Origin of the sequence: Paenibacillus aurantiacus, from assembly GCF_042431225.1 — a bacterium.
GTDB lineage: Bacteria > Bacillota > Bacilli > Paenibacillales > Paenibacillaceae > Paenibacillus_Z > Paenibacillus_Z aurantiacus.
On sequence record NZ_JBHMDO010000027.1, the window covers coordinates 29557 to 50476 of the forward strand.

General features: G+C 59.1%; 19 protein-coding genes and 1 riboswitch. Of the genes, 15 read left to right on the forward strand and 4 right to left on the reverse strand.

Going from position 1 to position 20920, the window contains the following annotated elements; genetic code table 11:
- From ACFFSY_RS16895 to ACFFSY_RS16920, 6 genes are all read left to right on the forward strand, one after another.
- Window positions 1–1644 carry a putative polysaccharide biosynthesis protein gene (locus ACFFSY_RS16895; RefSeq protein WP_377496090.1) on the forward strand — a complete coding sequence of 548 codons (1644 nt, stop codon included), beginning with the start codon at window positions 1–3 and terminating at the stop codon, window positions 1642–1644.
- Between the two features lie 89 nt (window positions 1645–1733).
- Window positions 1734–3272: a copper amine oxidase N-terminal domain-containing protein gene (locus ACFFSY_RS16900; protein ID WP_377496138.1), complete on the forward strand. Its 1539-nt coding sequence runs from the start codon at window positions 1734–1736 to the stop codon at window positions 3270–3272.
- Window positions 3273–3319: 47 nt separating this feature from the next.
- The gene (locus ACFFSY_RS16905; protein ID WP_377496092.1) at window positions 3320–3664 is read left to right on the forward strand and encodes a thioredoxin family protein; all 345 of its coding nucleotides are present in this window, start codon (window positions 3320–3322) and stop codon (window positions 3662–3664) included.
- 267 nt (window positions 3665–3931) lie between these two features.
- A complete protein-coding gene (locus ACFFSY_RS16910) occupies window positions 3932–4861 on the forward strand; it encodes a COX15/CtaA family protein (RefSeq protein ID WP_377496140.1) in 930 nt (309 codons plus the stop codon).
- Between the two features lie 104 nt (window positions 4862–4965).
- Entirely contained in the window at window positions 4966–5679 is a 714-nt protein-coding gene (locus ACFFSY_RS16915) for a Cthe_2314 family HEPN domain-containing protein (RefSeq protein WP_377496094.1), read from the forward strand.
- A 603-nt stretch (window positions 5680–6282) separates the two neighbouring features.
- The gene (locus ACFFSY_RS16920) at window positions 6283–7062 is read left to right on the forward strand and encodes an SDR family oxidoreductase (protein WP_377496096.1); all 780 of its coding nucleotides are present in this window, start codon (window positions 6283–6285) and stop codon (window positions 7060–7062) included.
- 102 nt (window positions 7063–7164) lie between these two features.
- Here the strand turns inward: ACFFSY_RS16920 and ACFFSY_RS16925 are convergent, their stop codons facing one another.
- On the reverse strand, window positions 7165–7407 hold the full coding sequence (locus tag ACFFSY_RS16925) for a NifU family protein (protein ID WP_148931986.1): 243 nt from the start codon (window positions 7405–7407) through the stop codon (window positions 7165–7167).
- A gap of 83 nt (window positions 7408–7490) precedes the next feature.
- Between ACFFSY_RS16925 and ACFFSY_RS16930 the strand changes: the two genes are divergently transcribed.
- Window positions 7491–7763 (forward strand): YuzB family protein, encoded by a 273-nt coding sequence (locus tag ACFFSY_RS16930; RefSeq protein ID WP_377496098.1) that lies wholly within the window; start codon window positions 7491–7493, stop codon window positions 7761–7763.
- Window positions 7764–7778: 15 nt separating this feature from the next.
- Here the strand turns inward: ACFFSY_RS16930 and ACFFSY_RS16935 are convergent, their stop codons facing one another.
- Both ACFFSY_RS16935 and mqnE read right to left on the reverse strand, forming a co-directional pair.
- Entirely contained in the window at window positions 7779–8846 is a 1068-nt protein-coding gene (locus tag ACFFSY_RS16935) for an NAD(P)/FAD-dependent oxidoreductase (RefSeq protein ID WP_377496100.1), read from the reverse strand.
- A 90-nt stretch (window positions 8847–8936) separates the two neighbouring features.
- Window positions 8937–10040: an aminofutalosine synthase MqnE gene (mqnE, locus tag ACFFSY_RS16940; RefSeq protein ID WP_377496102.1), complete on the reverse strand. Its 1104-nt coding sequence runs from the start codon at window positions 10038–10040 to the stop codon at window positions 8937–8939.
- 389 nt (window positions 10041–10429) lie between these two features.
- Between mqnE and erpA the strand changes: the two genes are divergently transcribed.
- Window positions 10430–10792: an iron-sulfur cluster insertion protein ErpA gene (gene erpA, locus ACFFSY_RS16945; protein ID WP_377496104.1), complete on the forward strand. Its 363-nt coding sequence runs from the start codon at window positions 10430–10432 to the stop codon at window positions 10790–10792.
- A 317-nt stretch (window positions 10793–11109) separates the two neighbouring features.
- On the opposite strand, the gene ACFFSY_RS16950 is transcribed toward erpA, so the two are convergent.
- Window positions 11110–11271 carry a hypothetical protein gene (locus tag ACFFSY_RS16950; RefSeq protein ID WP_377496106.1) on the reverse strand — a complete coding sequence of 54 codons (162 nt, stop codon included), beginning with the start codon at window positions 11269–11271 and terminating at the stop codon, window positions 11110–11112.
- 1533 nt (window positions 11272–12804) lie between these two features.
- Window positions 12805–13052: riboswitch (cobalamin riboswitch) on the forward strand.
- A 194-nt stretch (window positions 13053–13246) separates the two neighbouring features.
- Between ACFFSY_RS16950 and cobJ the strand changes: the two genes are divergently transcribed.
- From cobJ to cobI, 7 genes are read left to right on the forward strand one after another with little or no spacing between them, the layout of a single operon-like run.
- On the forward strand, window positions 13247–15127 hold the full coding sequence (cobJ, locus tag ACFFSY_RS16955; protein ID WP_377496108.1) for a precorrin-3B C(17)-methyltransferase: 1881 nt from the start codon (window positions 13247–13249) through the stop codon (window positions 15125–15127).
- A 48-nt stretch (window positions 15128–15175) separates the two neighbouring features.
- Window positions 15176–16339, forward strand: coding sequence for a sirohydrochlorin chelatase (locus tag ACFFSY_RS16960; protein WP_377496110.1), 1164 nt, complete (start codon window positions 15176–15178; stop codon window positions 16337–16339).
- Window positions 16336–17127 (forward strand): precorrin-6A reductase, encoded by a 792-nt coding sequence (cobK, locus tag ACFFSY_RS16965; RefSeq protein WP_377496112.1) that lies wholly within the window; start codon window positions 16336–16338, stop codon window positions 17125–17127. Before ACFFSY_RS16960 ends, cobK begins: the two co-directional genes overlap by 4 nt.
- 19 nt (window positions 17128–17146) lie before the next feature.
- Complete coding sequence (locus tag ACFFSY_RS16970; protein WP_377496115.1) at window positions 17147–17797, forward strand: precorrin-8X methylmutase; 651 nt, start codon at window positions 17147–17149, stop codon at window positions 17795–17797.
- A gap of 9 nt (window positions 17798–17806) precedes the next feature.
- Window positions 17807–18916, forward strand: coding sequence for a cobalt-precorrin-5B (C(1))-methyltransferase (locus ACFFSY_RS16975; RefSeq protein WP_377496117.1), 1110 nt, complete (start codon window positions 17807–17809; stop codon window positions 18914–18916).
- Window positions 18917–18930: 14 nt separating this feature from the next.
- Window positions 18931–20169, forward strand: coding sequence for a precorrin-6y C5,15-methyltransferase (decarboxylating) subunit CbiE (gene cbiE / locus ACFFSY_RS16980; RefSeq protein ID WP_377496119.1), 1239 nt, complete (start codon window positions 18931–18933; stop codon window positions 20167–20169).
- Window positions 20166–20915, forward strand: coding sequence for a precorrin-2 C(20)-methyltransferase (gene cobI / locus ACFFSY_RS16985; protein WP_377496121.1), 750 nt, complete (start codon window positions 20166–20168; stop codon window positions 20913–20915). Before cbiE ends, cobI begins: the two co-directional genes overlap by 4 nt.
- Window positions 20916–20920 lie beyond the last annotated feature (5 nt).

Sequence of the window (20920 nt, forward strand, 5' to 3'; positions counted from 1 at the left end):
ATGGTTAAGAAAGATTCGCTAATTAAAGGCACGATAATATTAGCGGCGGCAGCGCTGGTAGCCCGGGTTCTCGGGCTCTTCCAGCGCATTCCGCTCGATTATATGATGGGAAGCAAAGGCGGCGTCTATTTTGGCATCGCCAATTCGCTGTATCTGCTCCTTTTGCTCGTCGCCACCGGGGGCATTCCGAGCGCGATCAGCAAAATGGTGTCCGAACGGTACGCCCTCGGCAAGCCGTGGGAGGCGCAGCGCATCTACGGCGCGGCGCTTCGCTTCGGCATGATCGCAGGCGTCGTCATGGCTTTATTGATGTTTCTTCTCGCGCCGCTGTATGCGGAGTACATATCCAAAGAAGAGGGCGCAGATCTATCCATCATGGCGATCGCGCCGGCGCTGCTGCTCTTCCCCGTCATCGCGATGATGCGGGGCTACTTCCAAGGACGCCAGATGATGACCGCCGGCGGCATCTCGCAGATCATCGAACAGATCGCGCGCGTGCTTACGGCCGTCGGTCTCGCGCTGATCGTGCTCAATTGGGGCTGGGGCGACCGGTGGATCGCCGCCGCCGCGACGTTCGGCTCGGTCTTCGGCAGCATCGGGGCGTTCGCGGTCATGGTGTATTACGCCCGTAAACTGCGCCTGCAAGACGCAGCCGAGCCGCCTGTCTCCAAGGAGCGTCCTGGCGCGGCATCGGCGCTGTCTTACCGTTCGATCTACCGGGAGATGTTCTCCATCTCGGTGCCGATCGTCGTGGCCGCCATTACGGTGCAGTTCATGTACAATTTCGACACGAACCTGTTCCACATGCTGACCGACAGCTTCTATGGCGGCAAGGACGCCGCGCGCGAAGCGCTCGACTGGCTGGCTATCCGGGCGCAGTCGCTGGCGGGCATTCCGCCGATCCTGGCGATCGCGCTCAGCACGTCGATCATCCCGGTCATCTCGGCGGCTTATTCCGTGCGGAATATGGACGAGGTGGAGCGCCAGACGTCGCTCGTCATGCGGATCGTCGTCTTCACCGGCGTGCCGGCGGCGCTGGCGCTGACCGTGGCGGCCGTCTCCGTTACCGGCTTCTTCTTCGAGGGTACGGGGGGCAGCGGGCTCGTCGCCGCCTTGACCGCGGGGACGATCTTCCAAATTACGATGATGACAAGCAACTCGGTGCTGTTCGGTCTTGGCAGAGCGCGCATTCCGATGCGTCATACCATTATCGGGCTCGTCGTCAAAGTCGTCGGCAGTCTGGCGCTCGCGCCGCTGCTCGGCGCATATGGGCTTATTATCGCATCCACGCTTTGCTTTATCGTCATCTCTACGTTGAACCTCCGCGCGATTGGACGCGAAGTGCGCCATACGGTGCTCGGCAGCCGTTGGGGCGGTTATCTTGTGACGATCGCGGCGTCGGCCGGAGCGGGTTACGCGGTGGATCGACTGGCGCGTTCGCTGCTCGACGGATTGCCCGCGAAGGTGACGTATTTCTTCGCCGCGGCGGCGACCGGCATCGCTTCTCTTGCCGTCTATGCCGTCTTGCTCATCCTGCTCCGCGTTATACGCCCGGAGGAGGTCAAGCAGTTCCCGGGGCCGCTTCGCAAGCTGCTCGGACCGCTCATGCGACTGGCGCCGAAACGTGCCGCAACCCGAGGTTAATCTAGCGTAAAAGCGCTATTCAGGCATCCCTTCCTCGTGATAGAATAGACCTTGGTCTTTTTTATCCGAGGAGGGGAATTTTTTTGAAAATGTTCATAAAAGGAAAAAGAGCACTGCTGCTGGCAGCGCTTGCCGTTGTCATGGTCATCGTGGCGGGCTGTCAAGCCGTCGGCGGCGTCGATTTGAACCAAATGCTCAAACAATCGCTGAAGGTCGACTCCTACGAGGGGACGGAATCGGTCGAAATCAAACTCGTGCCGAGCGAGAGCAAAGACGTGTCGAAAGAAGATGCGGAGATCGCGCGCATGCTCGCAAACACGAAGCTGCAATTGACAAGCGTCAAGTTGAAAGACGCCGAGCACGGTTCGGTGAAAGGCAGCCTGGAGTTTAACGGCAAGCGCATCGGCTTCGAAGCTTCGATCGACGAGAAGCAGGCGGTCATCGCGCTTGAAGGCGCCAAGCAGCCGTTCGTGCTGGACATGAGCGACCTCAATGAAGCATCGGCCGAGACGGAGAGCATCACGGCGGCGGCCGAGAAGCTGGTCGATACGGTATCCGGCTTCGTCATCGATCACCTGCCGAACCCATCGTCCATCAGCGCGGAGCCAGCCTCCGTGACGATCGGCGGAGAGACGGTGAACGCCATGCACGTGGTGGCCGAGATCGACGGCGAGCAGCTGTTCGGCTGGCTGAACTCGTTCATCGACGCGCTGGTTGCCGACAAGGCGGGGCTAACGGCGGTGACGACCGAACTCGTCAAGCTGTTCGAAGAGCAAGCTGGAACGCTCGAGGAATTGGGCGGCGCCGAGGAGCTGTTCGGCACAACGGTTGAAGAGACGTCCGATCAGGACATCGAAGAGGCGGTCGCCTCGATGATCGATGGCCTGAAAGAAGCCAAGGATGGGCTCGCCAAGGCGAAAACGGAAGACCCGGAATCGTTCAACGCGATTTTCAATAAGAACAACAAAGCGAAATTCGGCTTGTACGTCGATACGAAGCTGAACATTCGCAAATCCGAATTCGAAGCATTGATCGATTTCGGCGCGGCGGCCGAGGAAGAAGGCGTGCCTTTCACGGGCATCTCCATCAAGGCCGTATCCGAGAAAACCAAAGTCAACGAGACGGTCGTGCCGGATGCCGTCCAAGCGGGCGACGACGCGATCGCGTTCGAGCAAGTGGCGGAGCTGCAAGGCTACGAGGCGCTGGAGCTGTTCGAGAAAGAGTCCGATCTGTATGCGCTGCTGCGCAATGATCTGCACATCACGCGCCAAGAGGTATACTTGATGCCGGATTACGACCTGTACGGACCAATCGTAACGGCCTCGGGCATCACACTTATTCCGCTCCGCGATACCGCCCAACAACTGGGCGCGACGATCAAATCCGACGCCAAGGGCAAGAAGATCGAGCTGAAGGACGGCGCGACAGGCACGAAACTGAGCCTGACGGTCGGCAGCAGCTGGGCATCCGTGAATGGGAAGAACGTCAAATGGTCGTACCCGACGACCGTCATCAATGGCGCGACCTACGTGCCGGCGCGTGACTTTGTCAAGGCGCTCCAAGGTACGTTATACTGGGAGACGGAGAGCGATGATTACAGCTATCTCGTCGTTACGCGCGAACCGTAAGACGGCTGGACTCGCGCTTTAATGAGCGCTCAAGGAGGTGAATGCGAATGGAGAGAATCCGTGATGATGCGTCGTTTCGCGAAGCGACCGCGCCAGAGGATCTAACCGTGGTCGTATTCAAGACAACATGGTGCAAGGATTGCCATTTCATCGATCCGTTCATGCCGGAGCTCGTGGCCAACTATGCAGGACGCATCCGCTTCTACGAGATTGACCGGGACGATCTGCCGGATCTGTGCAGCGAGCTGAACATATTGGGCATTCCAAGCTTCATCGCCTTCCGCGGCGGAAGCGAAGTCGTTCGTTTCGTCAGCAAGCTTCGCAAGACGCGGGAAGAGATCGAACAGTTCCTCGATCGCGCGTTGGAAGTGGCAGGGGCGCTTGGCAAGTAAAGGATAGTCAAGCGTGACATGATGGACCCGTTGTTTTTCAATCCGCCCGGTGGCGGTAAGAGAAAACAGCGGGTCTGTTTTATTTGACCGCGCCTCTTTCTGGTTATGCTATATACGATAAGGCTGCGCCTGAACCATAAGGGGATCGTCGCTCGAAAATTGTCACAACTTCGGACTTTGTGATTGAGTTCACATTTTCATCATGGTATTTAATAAACCGACTCGCTATAATTGAGAAGAATTATACGGAAGAAACAGGTGATGACGATGATCTCTAACCGCTATCGGAAGCTTGCGCTTGCCGCCTGTATCGGGATGCTGCTCGTGCTGCTCGCGGGCGCTTTGGTGACGAACACCGAGTCCGGAAGAGGCTGCGGCGACGACTGGCCGCTCTGCCATGGCAAATTTATTCCGGCATATACGATTGAATCGATGATTGAATATTCCCACCGCCTCGTCACAGGCATTGTCGGGTTGATTGTGCTGGCCGTCTTTATCTTGACGATCAAGGACTACCGGCAGCATAAGGAAGCGGTCCTATACTCGGCGGGTACAGGGTTCTTCACCGTGCTGCAGGCGCTGTTGGGAGCCGCAGCGGTTATATGGCCGACGTCCCCGCCGGTAATGGCGCTTCACTTCGGGTTCTCCATCATGGCCTTTACATGTACGCTGCTGCTTGTCATGTGGGCGAGACGCATGAAAGACGGCATTGAAGCGGACAGACCGTCTACGCCCGTACATCCGCAAATTTTCACCCTGACAATCGCGGCGCTTGTGTTCTCGTACGTAGTCATTTATTTGGGGGCATTCATTCGTCATACGGACTCCTCGGGCGGATGCCTTGGTTGGCCGCTGTGCAATGGCGAATTCATTCCGGAGCTTGAAGGCGCGACCCGAATCGTGTTCTACCACCGGGTTGGGGCGATTATTCTGACCGTGCTGCTTGGACTGATCTGGTCGAGAACGGTACGTTACGCGCAAGCGCAGCCGGCCATCCGCCGCAGTGCACGTCACGTTTTCATACTGGTCGTCTGCCAAATCTTCAGCGGCGCGCTGCTGACGGCGACGCTGACGAACGAAGATTGGTTCCTGTTCACGAGCCTGATTCATAATACGATCATCTCGGTCCTGTTCGCCTTCATGTGCGATCTGGCCATCCGTTCCTGGAAGTGGAGGGAAGGACGTTACCGGCCGTAGGCGCGCGAACGTCGCTTCGGATATTACCACGATTGACGCGTCTGGCGTCGGGGTAATCTAGATGACAAGCCGATAAGTCACACGCGGAGGAGGAGGTTCGTCCCATGCTGCGGATGATATTTGGCGAGAAGCCGCGCGAACTGCAGGGCGATATGTACGAGACGGTCCGGACGATGGAGCAATTCGCGCAGACGGTGCACAAACGCATCTCCGCCGGACGCGACCGCGATCATACGCTTCGGAAGTATGAAGTATGGACGCATGGGCTGATCGCTTCGCTCGATGAGTTGGAGCAGTCGCATTATGCGGCCAAGAAGTTCGCCGAGCTCGTGAAGAGCGAATCGCTGGAGGCGATGTCCCCGGCCGAGCGGCTGAATTACCAGCGGCATGTCTATTTCGATAAGAACGGATTCATCCGTCTGTTCGCCATCCTGGACAAGATGGGCAATATGCTGAACGACTTTCTCGGGCTCGAGACGGAGCGGATCAAGCCGCATTTCTCGTATTTCACCGTGCTGCGCAACATGCGCCAGCGCAAGCTGCATCCGGAGCTGTCCGCTGGGCTGGACGAGTTGAAGGAGAAGCACAAGGAAGCGACCAACCGGCTGCGTCGGCGCCGCAATATCGAGATCCATCATATGAACGCCGAGCTGCAGGATGATTTGAAACAAAACCATGAGCATTACGGAGACGCGCACCAGATCGAGGATCTGAAAGCACAGCTGGCGGATGCGCAGGAAGGGCTCGATCTTGCTACGCGAAGCCTCCGGATTATGTTCGAGTACGCGATTCGTCAGTTGAGGAAACGGTATTCATAATATGCTATACTCTTCGATGAGCGACAGGGCTTAAGCGGCCGCCGGTATCCGGCCCGCTTTAAGTCTTTTTCTTTGTTTACATACAGAATTTATTCATTTCACGCATATAAATCATCCTGTCACGGAATCCGTTTCACCTTGATGCCAAGAACTAAGGAAAGATGCAACCGCTCATGATAGGGATAAAAGCGTAAAGCGTGTACGCGGAAACGGCGAAAGCGAAGGTCAGCACGGAGCTCATCAAGTAGACAACCTAGAGGATAACATCCGAAGTCCAAACGTAACGAACGAAGCCCGAACAAGAGCCTGGCCGGGGCAATGCTGTCAGGTTAAGGAAAAACGACGGGTGAAGCCACCAATGGCCTATAGTTAACAGGCTTATGTCTTAGGAATGACTACCAAAACCCACTGAAGCTTTGTCCGCTAGGGCAAAAGCGAGCCCCGCTCAAGTCAACCCGTCGACCGCGAACAATGGTGTCCGCACGAAGAAGGGAGTCCAGAGGGCGAAGTCCTTTGGTTCCCTTCGGCGGAGGGGGAAGGGGGAGGGAGCAACAAGAAGATTTGAAGGGCGAAGCCCTTTTGTTCAAGAGGGGAGAAACGAGGATGGAGCTGCAGGGGAGAACGGCATTCATTACGGGCAGCGCCAAGGGTCTTGGCAAAATGACTGCGCTCGCGCTGGCGAAGATGGGCTGCGATATCGTGCTGAACTATGTGACGAGCAAAGAAGAAGCGGAGCAGCTCGCCGAAGAGATTCGGCATGTGGGCGTCCGCGCGACCGCTATTCGGGGAGACGTCGCCCGGCCGGATGACGTGGACGCTATGGCGGAGCAGGCGCTCCAATGGTCTAATACGGGAATTATCGATATTCTGATCAATAACGCAGGGCCGTTCCGAAGGGAGCGCGAGTTGTTCGCGGATTACGAAGACACGGACATTATTAGCCTGGTGAACGGGAATTTGCTGGGCGTCATGCTGCTCGACCGCCGCATGCTGCCGGGGATGCGGGCGCAGAAGTGGGGGCGGATCATCCATTTTGGCTTCGGCCATGCCGGAGAGGGACGCGCCTGGCCCCACAGGGCGGTCTATGCGGCGGCGAAGACGGGACTTGTCTCGTTCACGAAGTCATTGGCCGTCGAGGAAGCGGCTACGGGCATTACGGTACATATGATATGTCCCGGCGACATTAGGGGCAAGAACAAGGAGCGTTCCATCGTGGATGTCATGACCGAGCAGGAGGACGATACGCCGACCGCAAGGCCCGGCAGCGGGGAAGACGTGGCCCGCGTAATCGCCTTTCTCTGTCTGCCGCATTCGGATTATTTGACCGGCAACGTCGTCGACGTCAACGGCGGCTTCGATCCGATCAAGACGTCCATCCGCTAGTCGTCTTCTCCATCGGCAAAGAAAAAGAGTCTTGCCTTCACGCTTCCGCGCTGGGGCAAGACTCTTCGTGCAAACAAAACCGTCATCGAGCGGTCGGGACAATTAGAATACTTGAACTACCTCTTGTACGCCTTCGACCTCTTCCAGGAGGGCGCGTTCGATGCCCGCCTTGAGCGTGATCGTGGAGCTTGGGCAGCTGCCGCATGCACCCATCAGACGCAGCTTGACGATACCGTCTTCGACGTCTACGAGTTCAACGTCGCCGCCGTCGCGTTGCAGGAACGGACGAAGCTTATCGAGGACATCCAGTACCTCATCATACATCGTTGCCGTATTTTCGCTCATTGCAATCAACTCCTTTCTTACTCTATTATAGTACAAAGACGCGCAAATGAAAATGGATATCAACGTAAGGCCGGTGATCAAACATGTTAAAACCAATTATAGAGTTCTGCGCCAGCAATATGCACCACGGGACCGATCAAGTCATGAAGCGACTGGAACAAAATCCGGATTATGATGTGATCGAATACGGCTGTCTGGGCAATTGCGGCGAATGTTATTTGTTCCCGTTCGCCATGGTGAACGGCGAGATCGTCGCGGCCGAAACCGCCGAAGGGCTGGAAGAGCGCATCCTCGAAGAGGTGAAGGCCCAACAGGCGGAACGGGAAGCGCTAGATCGGATAATTGACGATCTGTAGCGATCACGCCGGCGATTAGCCGATGTGGTGTTTGGATTTCCAGAGCACGCCGCTCTTGAGCATGCGCGGCACGCGTCCCATGAGCGTTGTTTTGCCCATAAGACCGAAGCCGGCTTTCTTGCCGAGCGAACCGAGAACGCCCTTGAGCTTCATTGGACCAAGCCGGGGCGTTTTGTTATGCCAAATCGCCTGCATAACCTGCGCGACCTGCTTGCCCTGCGCGCCCGCGGCTTGCCCGCTCGGCGCGAACGGTACAGAAGCGCAGTCGCCGACGATGAATACTTCCGGATAGTCCGGCAGCTGATGATATTCGTTAATGACAAGACGTCCTTGTTTGTCCTTAGGCAGCGCCATCCGCTGTACGAGCGAGACCGGCTGAATGCCAGCCGTCCAGACGGTGGCGTCCGTATAAATCGGATCCGGCGAGTTGGCGTCATACAGGATGCCTTCTTCGACGCGGTTCAGCGAGACGTGGCTGCGCATCTCGACTTCGTGTTCGAGGAACCAAGAGGCGACGTACTCCTGCACCTTGCCAGGGAACGCGGACATGACGGAGCCGCCCCGATCGATAATGCGGATGTTGAGATCCGGCCGGCTTTCGCGGAGCTCCGCCGCCACCTCGACGCCGCTTAAGCCGCCGCCGATGATCGACACTTGCCCGTAAGGCTTGATGTCATTGAGCTTCTGGTACGTCTTGCGTGCGGACGAGAAGGTCTGGATGCTGTTGGAATACAGCTCCGCGCCTTCGATGCCGTGATATTTGTCCGTGCAGCCCAGCGCGATAACCAAGCGCTCGTATTCGAGCGGCTCTTGGCCGGCGAGAATAACTTGCTTCGCGTCGAGATTGACGTCGGTCACCTCGCCGTACGTGACGATCAGACGAGGATCGGAAGGGAATTGTACCCGAAGGTCCAAATCCGAAACCGTTCCCGCCGCCAATGCGTAATACTCTGTCTTGAGGCCTTGGTGCGGCATCCGGTCAATGAGGACGATGACGGTATCATCCGGAAGTTCGCCTTCGAGCAGCTCGTGTACGACGGTCAGCCCGCCGTATCCGCCGCCTAATACTACAAAACGTTTCATCTGAATCCCAACCTTTGTTTCAGCGATTGTGTGTAAACCTGGTGATACGCCGCAACATACGCGTAGTATGCGCGAATAAGGCGCATCCGATCACTCGTAGACCTTGACTTCGTTGTAGAAGGTGTCGCGCTCGACGGGAATGCGGCCCGCGCCTTTGACGAGCCAGATCAGATCTTCGCGCGTAATGCCTTCCGGCGTCAGCGCCCCGGCCGAGTGGCTGATCCGTTCCTTGACGATCGTGCCGTGGACGTCGTCCGCACCCATCGTGAGCGAGACTTGGGTCAGCTGGGTTCCGATGTTGATGAAATACGCTTTAATATGCTGGAAGTTATCGAGCATGAGACGGCTGATGGCGATCGTCTTCAAATCCTCGAACGCGGAATTGCGTCTGCGGATGCCGGCTTTCGGGCTGATCGGCTGCATGGACAACGGAATAAAGACGAGGAAACCGTTCGTCTCGTCCTGAAGCTCGCGTATTTGCGCCATATGGTCGATGCGGTCTTCGTGCTTCTCGACCGAACCGTACAGCATCGTCGTGTGCGTGCGCAGGCCAAGCTCGTGCGCGTTGCGGTGAACGTCCAGGTACTGGGAGACGTCTGCTTTGGTTACTTTCATTTTGCGGCGGTATTCGTCGGACAGAATCTCGGCGCCGCCGCCGGTCAAGCTCTTCAGGCCGACCTTCATCAGTTCCTGGAGCACTTCGCGGTAGCTGAGGCCGCTGATTCGGGAGAAGAAGTCGATCTCCGCTGCCGTATAGGCTTTCAGCGTCACGTCCGGGTAGCGTTCATGTAATGCTTTTAACGAATCCACATAATATTGAAACGGAACATGCGGGTTGTGGCCGCCGACGATGTGGAATTCGCGAACGCCGGGATGGATGTGCTGCTCGACGTACTCGATCATCTGCTCGCCGCTGAGGGTGTACGCTCCGGGCTGTCCTTCGTCCTTACGGAAGTTGCAGAAGGCGCAGTGGGCTTCGCAGACGTTCGTGAAGTAGAGGCTCATGTTCTCGATGAAGTATACCTTGCGGCCGTTCTTGCGCAGGTTGACTTCGTTGGCTAGCTGGCCGATCGTGAGCAGGTCGTCGGATTTGTACAGGAAAATGCCATCCTCGCGGGAGAGGCGTTCGCCAGCGCGTACTTTCTCGATAATAGCCTGCATCTGTTTGTCTTCTGTCGGTATTGCGACGTTCATGAAGGGTTCCTCCTTGTCCGCCGGGCGCTTCTGGTCCGGTCAATGGGTAATGTAGAGCGGGAAATGCTGCGCGCACGGGCGTTCTTCAGCCAAAGGGAGCAATAAATTCAACTATGTGAAAAAAATAACATACGCAGCCTGTTGATGCCGCATCCGATCGTCCGAGCAAAAGCTACCCCCTATTATAAACCTTCACTTCGGGGGGCGGCAACTACAAAAGTCGAACCATGCCGAACGCGCCAAGGCGGCATCGAGGCGGATGCGAGTCCCTTGAGTGATATCCGGAAGCGGTGTATACTATAAATTATAAAGCGCCGTTCGACCACCGGACCTGCCGAAGTCGCAGTCAGCTGCACGGGACGAACGCCGCAGTCAGGGAGGGAATACGAATGATTACCATTAGCGAAAGCGCAAATGAGAAAATAAAAGAAATGCTCGCGGCGGAAGAAACGCCGGATCTGTTCCTTCGTATCGGCGTCAAGGAAGGCGGCTGCAGCGGCTTCTCCTACGGCATGGGCTTCGACGACGAGCAGAAGGACGATGACAATGTCATGGAGTTTGCCGGGCTTAAAGTCGTCGTCGACGGCGAAAGCATCCGTTACTTGAACGGCCTTCAGATCGATTTCAAGGAATCGGCGATGGGGGGCGGATTCACCATCGAGAATCCGAACGCAACCGCGACATGCGGCTGCGGCTCCAGCTTCCGCACGGCCACGGCAGCCGGCAAACCAAGCGCGCCGGGCGAATGCTAATCCGCGATCAAGCGTCATGACGATAAGTCCCCTCTACGGTAGAATGCGCAGTTCGAACCGTGGCAGGGGGCTTTTTGCGCTGGGAATAAGCGGGCTTGGAGAGTGGGGAGGCGCTCGTAAAGGGAAGCTGAGGGGACGGGACATTGAGCGTCGATTGTTTGAAGGAGTGAGGAAAAGCCGCAGTCCCCGACTACGGCTTTTCCTTGGTCCATCCTATGCGATTAAGAGGACTCGAACAGCTCGAACGTGTGCTCCAGCGCATGGATGCTTCCGGCAAGCAGCACTTCCCGAAACAGATCGAATAGCGCGATCATGGATTAGCCGCGCCCCTTTCCGTCCGCCGCGGAAGCGGCGTCTTTGTCATAAGCGATAAGCACGATGTTCGGACTTGAGGCCGAGCGCAGATGCGCTTCGGTCTGCCTCAGTTCCTCCAGCTGCTCGTCGTTCAGTTGGGCGGGGCGGTATTCGTCGTTCATCATAATCCTCCTAGGAATAGTCGATAGCCTCCGCACGGCCGTGGTTAACAGGAAAAAAGAGCCCGCTACAGGGGCTCTCTTCCGACGGTGATACGTAGAATGAGACAACTTCTGCTGCACATCCGTTAGAAATCCGGTTACCTGATGGTAATGTGTCCCTCAGAATACTCTGCGGCACAACCCCTCGCTTCTATGCAAAATGTGTTACTTCCGTTTACCTCTTGTGAGTCCTTGCACTATGCCGTCCAATGGAACCACACCTCGCTTCTCACCGTCGATATTATCATGTCCGGGCAAGGGCGGTTCTATGCGGGATTGAGCCAAAGAAAAGACGAAGAGGCGGCAAAGCGCCAAGCCAATCGCTCGTCCGGTTATTGGGAGCTCGACGGATCAGCACAACCAACAGCTCAGCTCGACTTAGGGCGCAACGAAAAAAGAGCCCCTTAAGGGCTCTTCTCCGACGGTGATACGTAGAATGAGACAACTTCTGCTGCACATCCGTTAGAAATCCGGTTACCTAATGGCAATGTGTCCCTCAGAGATACTCTGCGGCACAACCCCTCGCTTCTATGCAAAATGTGTTACTTCCGTTTACCTCTAGTGAGTCCTTGCACTATGCCGTCCAATGGAACCACACCTCGCTTCTCACCGTCGAAATTATTATGTCCGGACAAGGGCGGTTCTATGCGGGAGGGAACGACTAAATGTTACAGAGTGACCCGGGTGTCGTAAGCAGCCGCGATGCCACCGCGCTCGCCTTCCGACGTGCGGTGCTCGGTCACGCGTTGGCAGTCAAACCTCGTGCGGCCTTGCGCGCAACGAAAAAAGAGCCCGTTTTAAGGGCTCTTTTCCGACGGTGATACGTAGAATGAGACAACTTCTGTTCACATCCGTTAGAAATCCGGTTACCTGATGGTAATGTGTCCCTCAGAATACTCTGCGGCACAACCCCTCGCTTCTATGCAAAATGTGTTTACTTCCGTGTACCTCTAGTGTTGTGTTCTTTCACCATTCGGCTCAATGGAACCACACCTCTCTTCTCACCGTCGATAATTAGAATGTCCCGAGTCGGTCGGTTGTATGCATGACGGAATGGATCTCAATGCGGCGTATTTATGCTTCAGGCCGGGCAGCTTATGGATCCACGGGCAATACGTCGGGAACGGGAACGAGAAGGGAAGGGAACGAAAAAAGAGCCCGTTTTAAGGGCTCTTCTCCGACGGCGATGCGTAGAATGAGACAACTTCTGTTTCACATCCGTTAGAAATCCGGTTTACCTGATGGTAACGTGTCCCTCAGAATGCTCTGCGGCACAACCCCTCGCTTCTATGCAAAATGTGTTTACTTCCGTTTACCTCGCGTGTCGAGTCCTTTCACCATTTGGCTCAATGGAACCACACCTCTCTTCACGCCGTCAAAAATAGGATGGCCGGATTGGGCGGAAGATATGCGCCGGGAAAGCGAAACGCTGCCGCAGGGCTCGTACCATTATTTTCATAGACAGATGATGGCAGGCTCTTGTATGATGGTCGAGACAATTGCATATCGGGAACAGGTGCCACGAGCGCGCAGCATGCGGGGAATGCATGATTCGCGCCGAGGCTTAATAGGGAAGTTCGGTGCAAAACCGACACGGACCCGCCACTGTAAGAAGCTTGTCTGCCGGCCGATCGAAGGCCGGGCGACAGGTGCGACGCAACCGAAGTCACTGGGAGACTGCCTCCCGGGAAGACCGCCGCCGCACCGCTTTAAGTCAGGAGACCTGCCTGTTTCAACAGCACTGTTAACCTACGCGGAATTAGGGTGGTGTTAGAGATCGGACAAGCAGGAACGATGCCTCCCTATGCGCATGCGCGCGGGGCGGCCGTTTGGATTCGTTTGTTAGCCACAGGCATTTCTAACACATTTTGTGTTGGGGATGCCTTTTTGTATTGTGCGGAAAATGGCATCTAAGCCAAGGAAGGAGCGGCGGGATCGCATGGAGAGGACAACGGGCAAGCTGCTGATCGTCGGGTTCGGCCCGGGCAGCTTCGAGCATATCACGAAACGGGCGAAGGAAGCGATTCAGGAGAGCGATATCGTCATCGGCTACAACACGTATGTGGATTTGATCCGCGGATTGTTGAGCGAGCAGCAGGTCGTGCGGACCGGGATGACCGAGGAGGTCAGCCGGGCGCAGGAAGCGGTGCGGCAGGCGGAAGCCGGGCGCGTGGTGGCGGTAATCTCAAGCGGAGATGCAGGGGTCTACGGCATGGCCGGCCTCGTGTACGAGGTGCTGATGGAGCGGGGGTGGCGGCGGGAGACGGGCGTCGCGGTAGAAATCATTCCAGGCATCTCGGCGATCAATTCGACGGCGTCGCTGCTTGGCGCGCCTGTCATGCACGATGCGTGCACGATCAGCTTGAGCGATCATTTGACGCCTTGGCGGGTGATCGAGCGGCGCGTCGAAGCGGCCGCCTCCGCGGATTTCGTCATCGCGCTGTATAATCCGCGCAGCGGGCGGCGGACGCGCCAGATCGTCGAGACGCAGCGGATCGTTCTCAAGTATCGTTCGCCGCAGACGCCGGTCGGTATCGTCAAAAGCGCGTACCGCGACCGGCAGGATGTCGTGATTACGACGCTCGGCGACATGCTGGAGCACGACATCGGGATGCTGACGACCGTTATCATCGGCAACTCGGCCACGAGCGTATATGAAGGTCTAATGATCACGCCACGCGGCTATCAGCGGAAGTACACGCTCGGCGCCGACGTGCAGCCGCTGCGCCCGCACGAGCGGCTGCGGACCGAAGCGGAGCCTTGGGCGCTGGAGACAGTCGGGGTTTTGAGCGAACAGGACGACTGGGGCCCGGTCGGAGTGTCGAGTGACGAGGAAGGCCTAGGAGCGGACGGGGAATTGGGCGAAGAGCCAACTTCGATTGCAGTCGGCGCGGCCGTTATCGGGACGGGAGAGACGGCAGCAGGACTGGCGGCTTCGAGGGGGGAGATAGCGGTCGATCGAATCGTTGGCCATTCGCTCGGGGAGAGAGCGCTTCGAACGGCCGCGGTTCCCTCGCCTAATTCACCGACTTCGTACATCTCCGCGGGCGAGACTTCACCGCTGTCTCTTGCGATGGAGGCGATTCGTCTTGTCGACGCAAGCCGAGGCGTCGAACGCGCGGAGCCTGATGCGATCGGCGCGGGGGCGGACATCGGAGCGCCGTTCCGGCAGGAAGCGATTTTCGAATTCGCGGTCGGCCCGGGGCTTGCGAACAAGAAGCTGAGCGCGGCCCAAATGACGCTGCTCGCCGAAATCGTCGGCGAAGCGGGCGAGCTGGAATATACGCCGCATCATCAGTTCATCGTTCGCCTGCGGACGGATGACCCGGCTGCGGCGACGGTCCGGCTGCGCGAGGCCGGGCTTGCGCTTGCGCCGGTCGGCGACGTCGTGCAGATTAAGGCGTGCGATTTTTGCGATATGGAGAAAGCGGAATCGGTGCCGTATTTGGAGCAGCTCGGCGCGGGACTTGGCGGCGCGAAAGTGCCCAAGGAGATGCGTATCGGCTTCAACGGCTGCGGGATGGCGTGCTATGGCGCGGTCAACGAGGATATCGGCATCGTGTTCAGACGGGGGAAGTTCGATCTGTTCTTGGGCGGGAAGACGGTTGGGCGCAACGCGCATGCCGCCCAGCCCGTCGCAGAAGGCATCGAACCGGACGCGCTCGTGCCGACGGTGGAGCGGATCGTGGCGCGCTTTCGGGAGGAAGGGCATCCGAACGAGCGGTTCCATAAGTTTTTCAAGCGGGTGAAAGAACTCGAGGGTTATAGGCAGCAGGACTTGCCCGTGTTCGCGATCGATAACGCGGTATGCGGCGACTGACGGCCGAAAGACCGTCAGGATTCTCAGGGGAAGAGGAGCGGACGAAAGATGGATGCAGTATTATTTGTTGGCCACGGCAGCCGGGATGCCGAAGGAAATGATGAGGTCAGGGCGTTCGTTAGTGCGATTGCGGATCGGCTGGAAGGGCTTCTAGTTGAGACATGCTTTCTCGAATTCGAGAAGCCGACGCTCGATCAAGGGCTTGACAAGTGCGCGGCGCTGGGCGCGAAGCGGGTGGCGGTGATTCCGATCACGCTGTTCTCTGCCGGCCACGCGAAGCTGCACATTCCGGCGGCGATCGACGAAGCGAGGGAGCGGCACGCAGGCGTGCAATTCATCTACGGCCGTCCGATCGGCGTGCATGATCAGGTGCTGGAGATTCTCGCCGCCAGGCTGCGAGAATCCGGACTTGATCCGGAAGCGGAGCTGCGCGATACGGCGGTGCTCGTCGTCGGGCGGGGCAGCAGCGATCCGGACGCGAATAGCGACTTGTTCAAAATCTCGCGGCTGTTCTGGGAGCGGCTGAAGGTCGGCTATGTCGAGACCGCCTTCATGGGCGTGACCGATCCGCTCGTAGAGGCTGGCGCGGAACGATGCCTGAAGCTGGGGGCGAAGCATGTCATCGTGCTGCCTTATTTCTTGTTCACCGGCGTGCTGATCAAGCGGATGGAGGATATGCTGGAGAGCCTGCAGGCGCGTTATCCCGAGCACGTCTTCACGCTCGCCCGGTATTTCGGCTTCCACCCGACCTTGCAGACGATATTGCTTGAACGGGCGCGCGAGGCGCTTGGTGAAGAAGTGAAGATGAACTGCGACATGTGCCAATACCGGCTTGCTGCGGCCGCGGAGCATAGGCATCACCACCACCATCATGACGATGATGGTCATCACCACGGACACCACGGACACGATCACGGGCATCACCACGAACATGATCATAATCACGAACATGATCACGAGCATCACCATCACGATCATCACGGACATGAGCATCACCGCATGCACGACCATGAACACCAGTATGTCCAAGGCAATCATGAGCATCACCACCATGACCATGATCATCACGGTCACGAGCATCGTCATGAATCCGATCATGAACAAAATCACGACCATGATCATCATCACGGCCGCGACGATGGTCGTCGTCATGATGATGAGCGCGGCCAACAGGCCCGCCCTGCCGCGCTCGCGTCGGAGGGACTGCTATGATCCTCATGCTGTGCGGGACGAGCGATGCGCGCGAGCTGGCGGTGCGGGTCCAAGCAAGCGGCTATGAGCCGCTCGCCTCGGTCGTGACGGAGAGCGCGGCCGCGAGCCTTGCGGCGGCAGGCCTCGCCGTGCGGACAGGCCGGCTGACCGCCGCCGAGATGGCGGCGCTTGTCCGGGAGAAGGGCATGACGGCGGTAGTGGACGCGAGCCACCCGTTCGCGGAAGAGGCGCACCGCAACGCGATCGCCGCGGCGTCGATCGCCGGCGTGCCGTACATCCGCTTCGAGCGGGAACGCGAGAGCGGAGGCGGCCGCGGCAGCCTCATCACGTATGCCGCGGACTACGAGGAAGCGGCCGAATTGGCTGCCCGGCGAGGCGGCGTCGTCATGCTGACAACGGGCAGCAAGACGCTGCATATTTTCGCCGCGCGGCTGCACGGGCTGCCGGACGTGACGCTGATCGCCCGCATGCTGCCGCGCGTGGACAACATGGTCAAATGCGAGGAGCTCGGCATTCCGCAGCGGAACATCGTCGCCATGCAGGGACCGTTCTCGAAGGAGCTGAACAAGGCGCTCTATGCCCATTACGGTGTTACGCTCATGATTACGAAGGAGAGCGGCAAAGCCGGCGCGGTGGACGAGAAGCTCGAAGCGGCGGCGGAGATGGGCATCGAGACGATCGTCATCGGCCGGCCGGACATCGAGTTCGGCACGATGTATTCGGATTACGGCGCGGTCATCGCGCATTTGGACGGACTGCGCGGACATACGGGCCGCGGCGATGCATAAGAGGGAGCGTGGCGAAGAGATGGATTTCAAGACGGAGTTTAAACCGTTGACGGTACAGCCGCAGGAGATTGAGGAGAGAAGCTTCGAGATGATTACCGAGGAGCTCGGACCGCACCCGTTCACGGAGGAACAGTATCCGGTCGTGCAGCGCGTCATCCACGCGTCGGCTGATTTCGAGCTGGGCCGCAGCCTGCTGTTCCACAAGGACGCGATCCGCGCTGGCATCGAGGCGATCCGGCAAGGACGCAAGGTCGTCGCGGACGTGCAGATGGTGCAGGTCGGCATCAGCAAGCCGCGCATCGAGAAATTCGGCGGCGAAGTGAAGGTGTACATCTCCGATCCGGATGTCATGGCGGAGGCCAAGCGGCTGAACACGACGCGCGCGATCATCTCGATCCGCAAGGCGATCCGCGAGGCGGACGGCGGCATCTACGCGATCGGCAATGCGCCGACGGCGCTGCTGGAGCTAATTCGGCTCGTGAAGGAAGGCGAAGCGAAGCCGGGGCTCGTCGTCGGCGTGCCGGTCGGCTTCGTCTCCGCTGCGGAATCGAAGGAGGAGCTGGCGAAGCTCGACATTCCATATATCACGAACCTGGGGCGCAAGGGCGGCAGTCCGGTGGCGGTCGCGGCGGTTAACGCGATCTCGCTCATGGCGGAACGACTCGGATAGGAGCGGCGGATGGCGATGGAGGAGGAGAAAGAGGCTAAGCCGCTGCGGTACGGCTATACGACGGGCTCCTGCGCGGCGGCGGCGGCCAAGGCGGCGGTAACGGCGCTTATTCTCCAAGAGCCGCAGCGGGAGTCCGCGATCATGCTGCCGATCGGGCAGGAGGTCACGTTCTTGATGCATGGCTGCGAATACGATTCGGATCGTGCGGCGTGCGAGGTGATCAAGGACGGCGGCGACGATCCGGACGCGACCCACGGCGCGCGTATCGTGGCCGAGGTCCGGTGGCGGGACGAGGAAGGCATCGAGATCGACGGCGGCATCGGCGTCGGCCGCGTGACGAAGCCGGGTCTGCCGGTCGACATCGGGGAGGCGGCCATTAATCCCGTCCCCCGCCGAATGATTCGCGAGTCGGTCCAGTCCGCGCTGGACAGTTTCGAGCTGGAACGCGGCGTTCGCGTGGTCATTTCGGTGCCGGACGGCGAGGAGATCGCGAAGAAGACGCTGAACGGGCGGCTTGGCATCATCGGGGGGATCTCGATCCTTGGCACGCGCGGCATCGTCGTCCCGTTCTCGACGGCCGCGTACAAGGCGAGCGTCGCGCAGGCGATTCGCGTCGCGGTGAAGAGCGGCTGCACGCACATCGTGCTGTCGACCGGCGGACGAAGCGAGAAGGTCGCGATGGGGTTATATCCGGAGCTGCCGGAGGAGGCGTTCGTCGAGATGGGCGATTTCGTCGGCTTCGCGCTGACGATGTGCGCCAGGCAGGGCGTCGGGAAGGTGACGCTCTCCGGCATGATGGGCAAGTTCTCGAAGGTGGCCCAGGGCGTCATGATGGTGCACTCGAAGAGCGCGCCGGTCGACTTCGGCTTCCTTGCGGCCGCGGCGGAGCAGGCAGGGGCCGATCCGGGGACGGTCGCGGAGATCCGGGACGCTAATACCGCCGCGCAGGTCGGGGACATGATGCAGGAGCGCGGCCAGCTGGCGTTCTTCGGCCAGCTGTGCGCCGCTTGCTGCGAGAACGGTTTGAGAGAGGCAAAAGCTTCGTATGTGCTGGAGACGGTCATCATGTCGATGAAGGGCGTCATTCTAGGACGGGTAGAGAAGCAAGGGGAAGCGTAAGGGAGATGAAGAACATGGAAAGGTCGCTAAGAATCATCGGCATCGGCGACGAGGGTCAGGCCAGCCTGCCGCTGCAGGCGTTGGCCTGGATCAAGGGAAGCGGGCTGCTCGTCGGCGGCGAGCGGCAGCTGGACTTTTTCCCGGAATATGAGGGGGAGAAGCGGGTCATTAAAGGCGGGCTCGCGCTGCTGGCGGACGAGCTGGCCAAGGAGACGCGCGACACGGTCGTGCTGGCGTCGGGCGATCCGCTCTTCTATGGCATCGGCGGCTATCTGGGGGGCAAGCTGAAGGCGGAGATTTACCCGAATGTCAGCTCGGTGCAGCTCGCCTTCGCGCGGCTTGGCGAAAGCTGGCAGGACGCGGAGCTGCTCAGCGTGCACGGCAGAAGCCTGCGCGGCCTGGCCCAGCAGCTTGACGGGAAGGCGAAGGCCGCGCTGCTGACGGACGCGGACAATCATCCGGGGGCGATTGCGCGGTATTTGCTCGATTTCGGCATGACGGAATACCGGGCATTCGTGGCGGAGAATTTGGGCGGCGAGACGGAGAGAACAAGCTGGCACGAACTGGCGGAGCTGGCCGAGCAGCCGGCGGATGCGTTCTCCCCGCTTAACGTCGTCATCCTGAAGAAGGACGCCGGGGATGTCGTGACGCACTGGCCGCTTGGCATTCCGGATGAGGAATTCGCGCAGCGCAAGCCGGACAAGGGGCTGATCACGAAGCGCGAGGTGCGCGTGCTGAGTCTGGCCGAGCTCGCGCTGCGCCAAGACAGCATCGTCTGGGATATCGGCTGCTGCACCGGCTCGGTCGCGATCGAAGCGGCGAAGCTGGCGCCCCGCGGCGCCGTATACGCCATCGAGAAGAACGAGGGCGATCTGGCGAATTGTCAGGCGAACATGCGTAAGTTCCGCGCCGATATCACGGCCGTTCACGGCAAGGCGCCAGATGGGCTGGAGACGTTCGCCGATCCCGATGCCGTTTTCATTGGCGGCACGGGCGGGGAGATGCGCGAATTGCTATCCGTGTGCTGCGCGAGGCTGAGAGCCGGCGGACGCATCGTATTGAATGCGGTCACGCTCGAGAACTTGCACGAGGCGGCGCAGGCGTTCGAGGCGGAAGGATACGAGACGCGAATGACGCTGGCGCAGTTGTCGCGCAGCAAGCCGATTCTCGATTTGACCCGGTTCGAGGCGCTCAACCCGGTATTCATCGTGACGGCGTGGCGAAGAGAGGAAGAGGAGGCGGACCAAGGATGAATGGAGGAGCAACCTCGGGCGCGGCAGCGCAAGCGCCGGCCAAGCTCGGCCGGCTGTACGGCGTCGGCGTCGGTCCTGGCGATCCGGAGCTGATTACGATCAAGGCGTTCCGGCTCATGAAGGAGTCGCCGGTGATCGCATACCCGCGCAAGAAGATGGGGGCCAAAAGCTACGCGCTGGCGATCGTCGAGCTGTACGTCAACACGGCGGAGAAGGATATGCTCGGCCTAACGTTCCCGATGACGAAGGACCCTGAAGCGCTGGCGCTTCAGTGGGGGAAGACGGTGGAGGCGGTCTGGGAGCGGCTGCAGGCCGGGAAGGACGTCGTGTTCGTGACGGAAGGCGACCCGATGATCTACAGCACCTACATTCATCTCATGCGCCTCATGGCAGAGCGCCATCCCGAGGTCGAGATGGTTGCCGTGCCGGGCATCTCGTCCGTGAACGCTTCGGCTTCGCGGCTTGGCGTGCCGCTTGCGGACGGGGACGAGCAGGTAGCGATCGTGCCGGCGACAGGCGATTACGATACGATGCGCCGCGCGATCGAATCGCATGCGTGCGTCGTGTTTATCAAGGTGGCGAAGGTGATTGATCTCATGCTGCGCGTGCTGCGCGATCTGGAGCTCGTAGACAAGGCAGCCGTGCTGACCAAAGTCACTTCGGGCGAGGAGCAGATTTGGCGGCGCGTCGAAGAGCTGGAAGGGCGCGAGCTGGAATATTTGACGCTGATGGTGGTGCGAAAATGAACGCG

Coding starts and splice junctions, on each gene's coding strand:
- ACFFSY_RS16970 (WP_377496115.1), top strand. CDS start 17,147: ATGGATTTCAAGACGGAGTTTAAACCGTTGACGGTACAGCCGCAGGAG.
- ACFFSY_RS16930 (WP_377496098.1), top strand. CDS start 7,491: ATGTTAAAACCAATTATAGAGTTCTGCGCCAGCAATATGCACCACGGG.
- cbiE (WP_377496119.1), top strand. CDS start 18,931: ATGGAAAGGTCGCTAAGAATCATCGGCATCGGCGACGAGGGTCAGGCC.
- ACFFSY_RS16920 (WP_377496096.1), top strand. CDS start 6,283: ATGGAGCTGCAGGGGAGAACGGCATTCATTACGGGCAGCGCCAAGGGT.
- ACFFSY_RS16950 (WP_377496106.1), bottom strand. CDS start 11,271: ATGATGAACGACGAATACCGCCCCGCCCAACTGAACGACGAGCAGCTG.
- ACFFSY_RS16915 (WP_377496094.1), top strand. CDS start 4,966: ATGCTGCGGATGATATTTGGCGAGAAGCCGCGCGAACTGCAGGGCGAT.
- ACFFSY_RS16895 (WP_377496090.1), top strand. CDS start 1: ATGGTTAAGAAAGATTCGCTAATTAAAGGCACGATAATATTAGCGGCG.
- cobK (WP_377496112.1), top strand. CDS start 16,336: ATGATCCTCATGCTGTGCGGGACGAGCGATGCGCGCGAGCTGGCGGTG.
- ACFFSY_RS16960 (WP_377496110.1), top strand. CDS start 15,176: ATGGATGCAGTATTATTTGTTGGCCACGGCAGCCGGGATGCCGAAGGA.
- ACFFSY_RS16935 (WP_377496100.1), bottom strand. CDS start 8,846: ATGAAACGTTTTGTAGTATTAGGCGGCGGATACGGCGGGCTGACCGTC.
- cobI (WP_377496121.1), top strand. CDS start 20,166: ATGAATGGAGGAGCAACCTCGGGCGCGGCAGCGCAAGCGCCGGCCAAG.
- mqnE (WP_377496102.1), bottom strand. CDS start 10,040: ATGAACGTCGCAATACCGACAGAAGACAAACAGATGCAGGCTATTATC.
- ACFFSY_RS16900 (WP_377496138.1), top strand. CDS start 1,734: ATGTTCATAAAAGGAAAAAGAGCACTGCTGCTGGCAGCGCTTGCCGTT.
- ACFFSY_RS16975 (WP_377496117.1), top strand. CDS start 17,807: ATGGCGATGGAGGAGGAGAAAGAGGCTAAGCCGCTGCGGTACGGCTAT.
- cobJ (WP_377496108.1), top strand. CDS start 13,247: ATGGAGAGGACAACGGGCAAGCTGCTGATCGTCGGGTTCGGCCCGGGC.
- ACFFSY_RS16905 (WP_377496092.1), top strand. CDS start 3,320: ATGGAGAGAATCCGTGATGATGCGTCGTTTCGCGAAGCGACCGCGCCA.
- ACFFSY_RS16925 (WP_148931986.1), bottom strand. CDS start 7,407: ATGAGCGAAAATACGGCAACGATGTATGATGAGGTACTGGATGTCCTC.
- erpA (WP_377496104.1), top strand. CDS start 10,430: ATGATTACCATTAGCGAAAGCGCAAATGAGAAAATAAAAGAAATGCTC.
- ACFFSY_RS16910 (WP_377496140.1), top strand. CDS start 3,932: ATGATCTCTAACCGCTATCGGAAGCTTGCGCTTGCCGCCTGTATCGGG.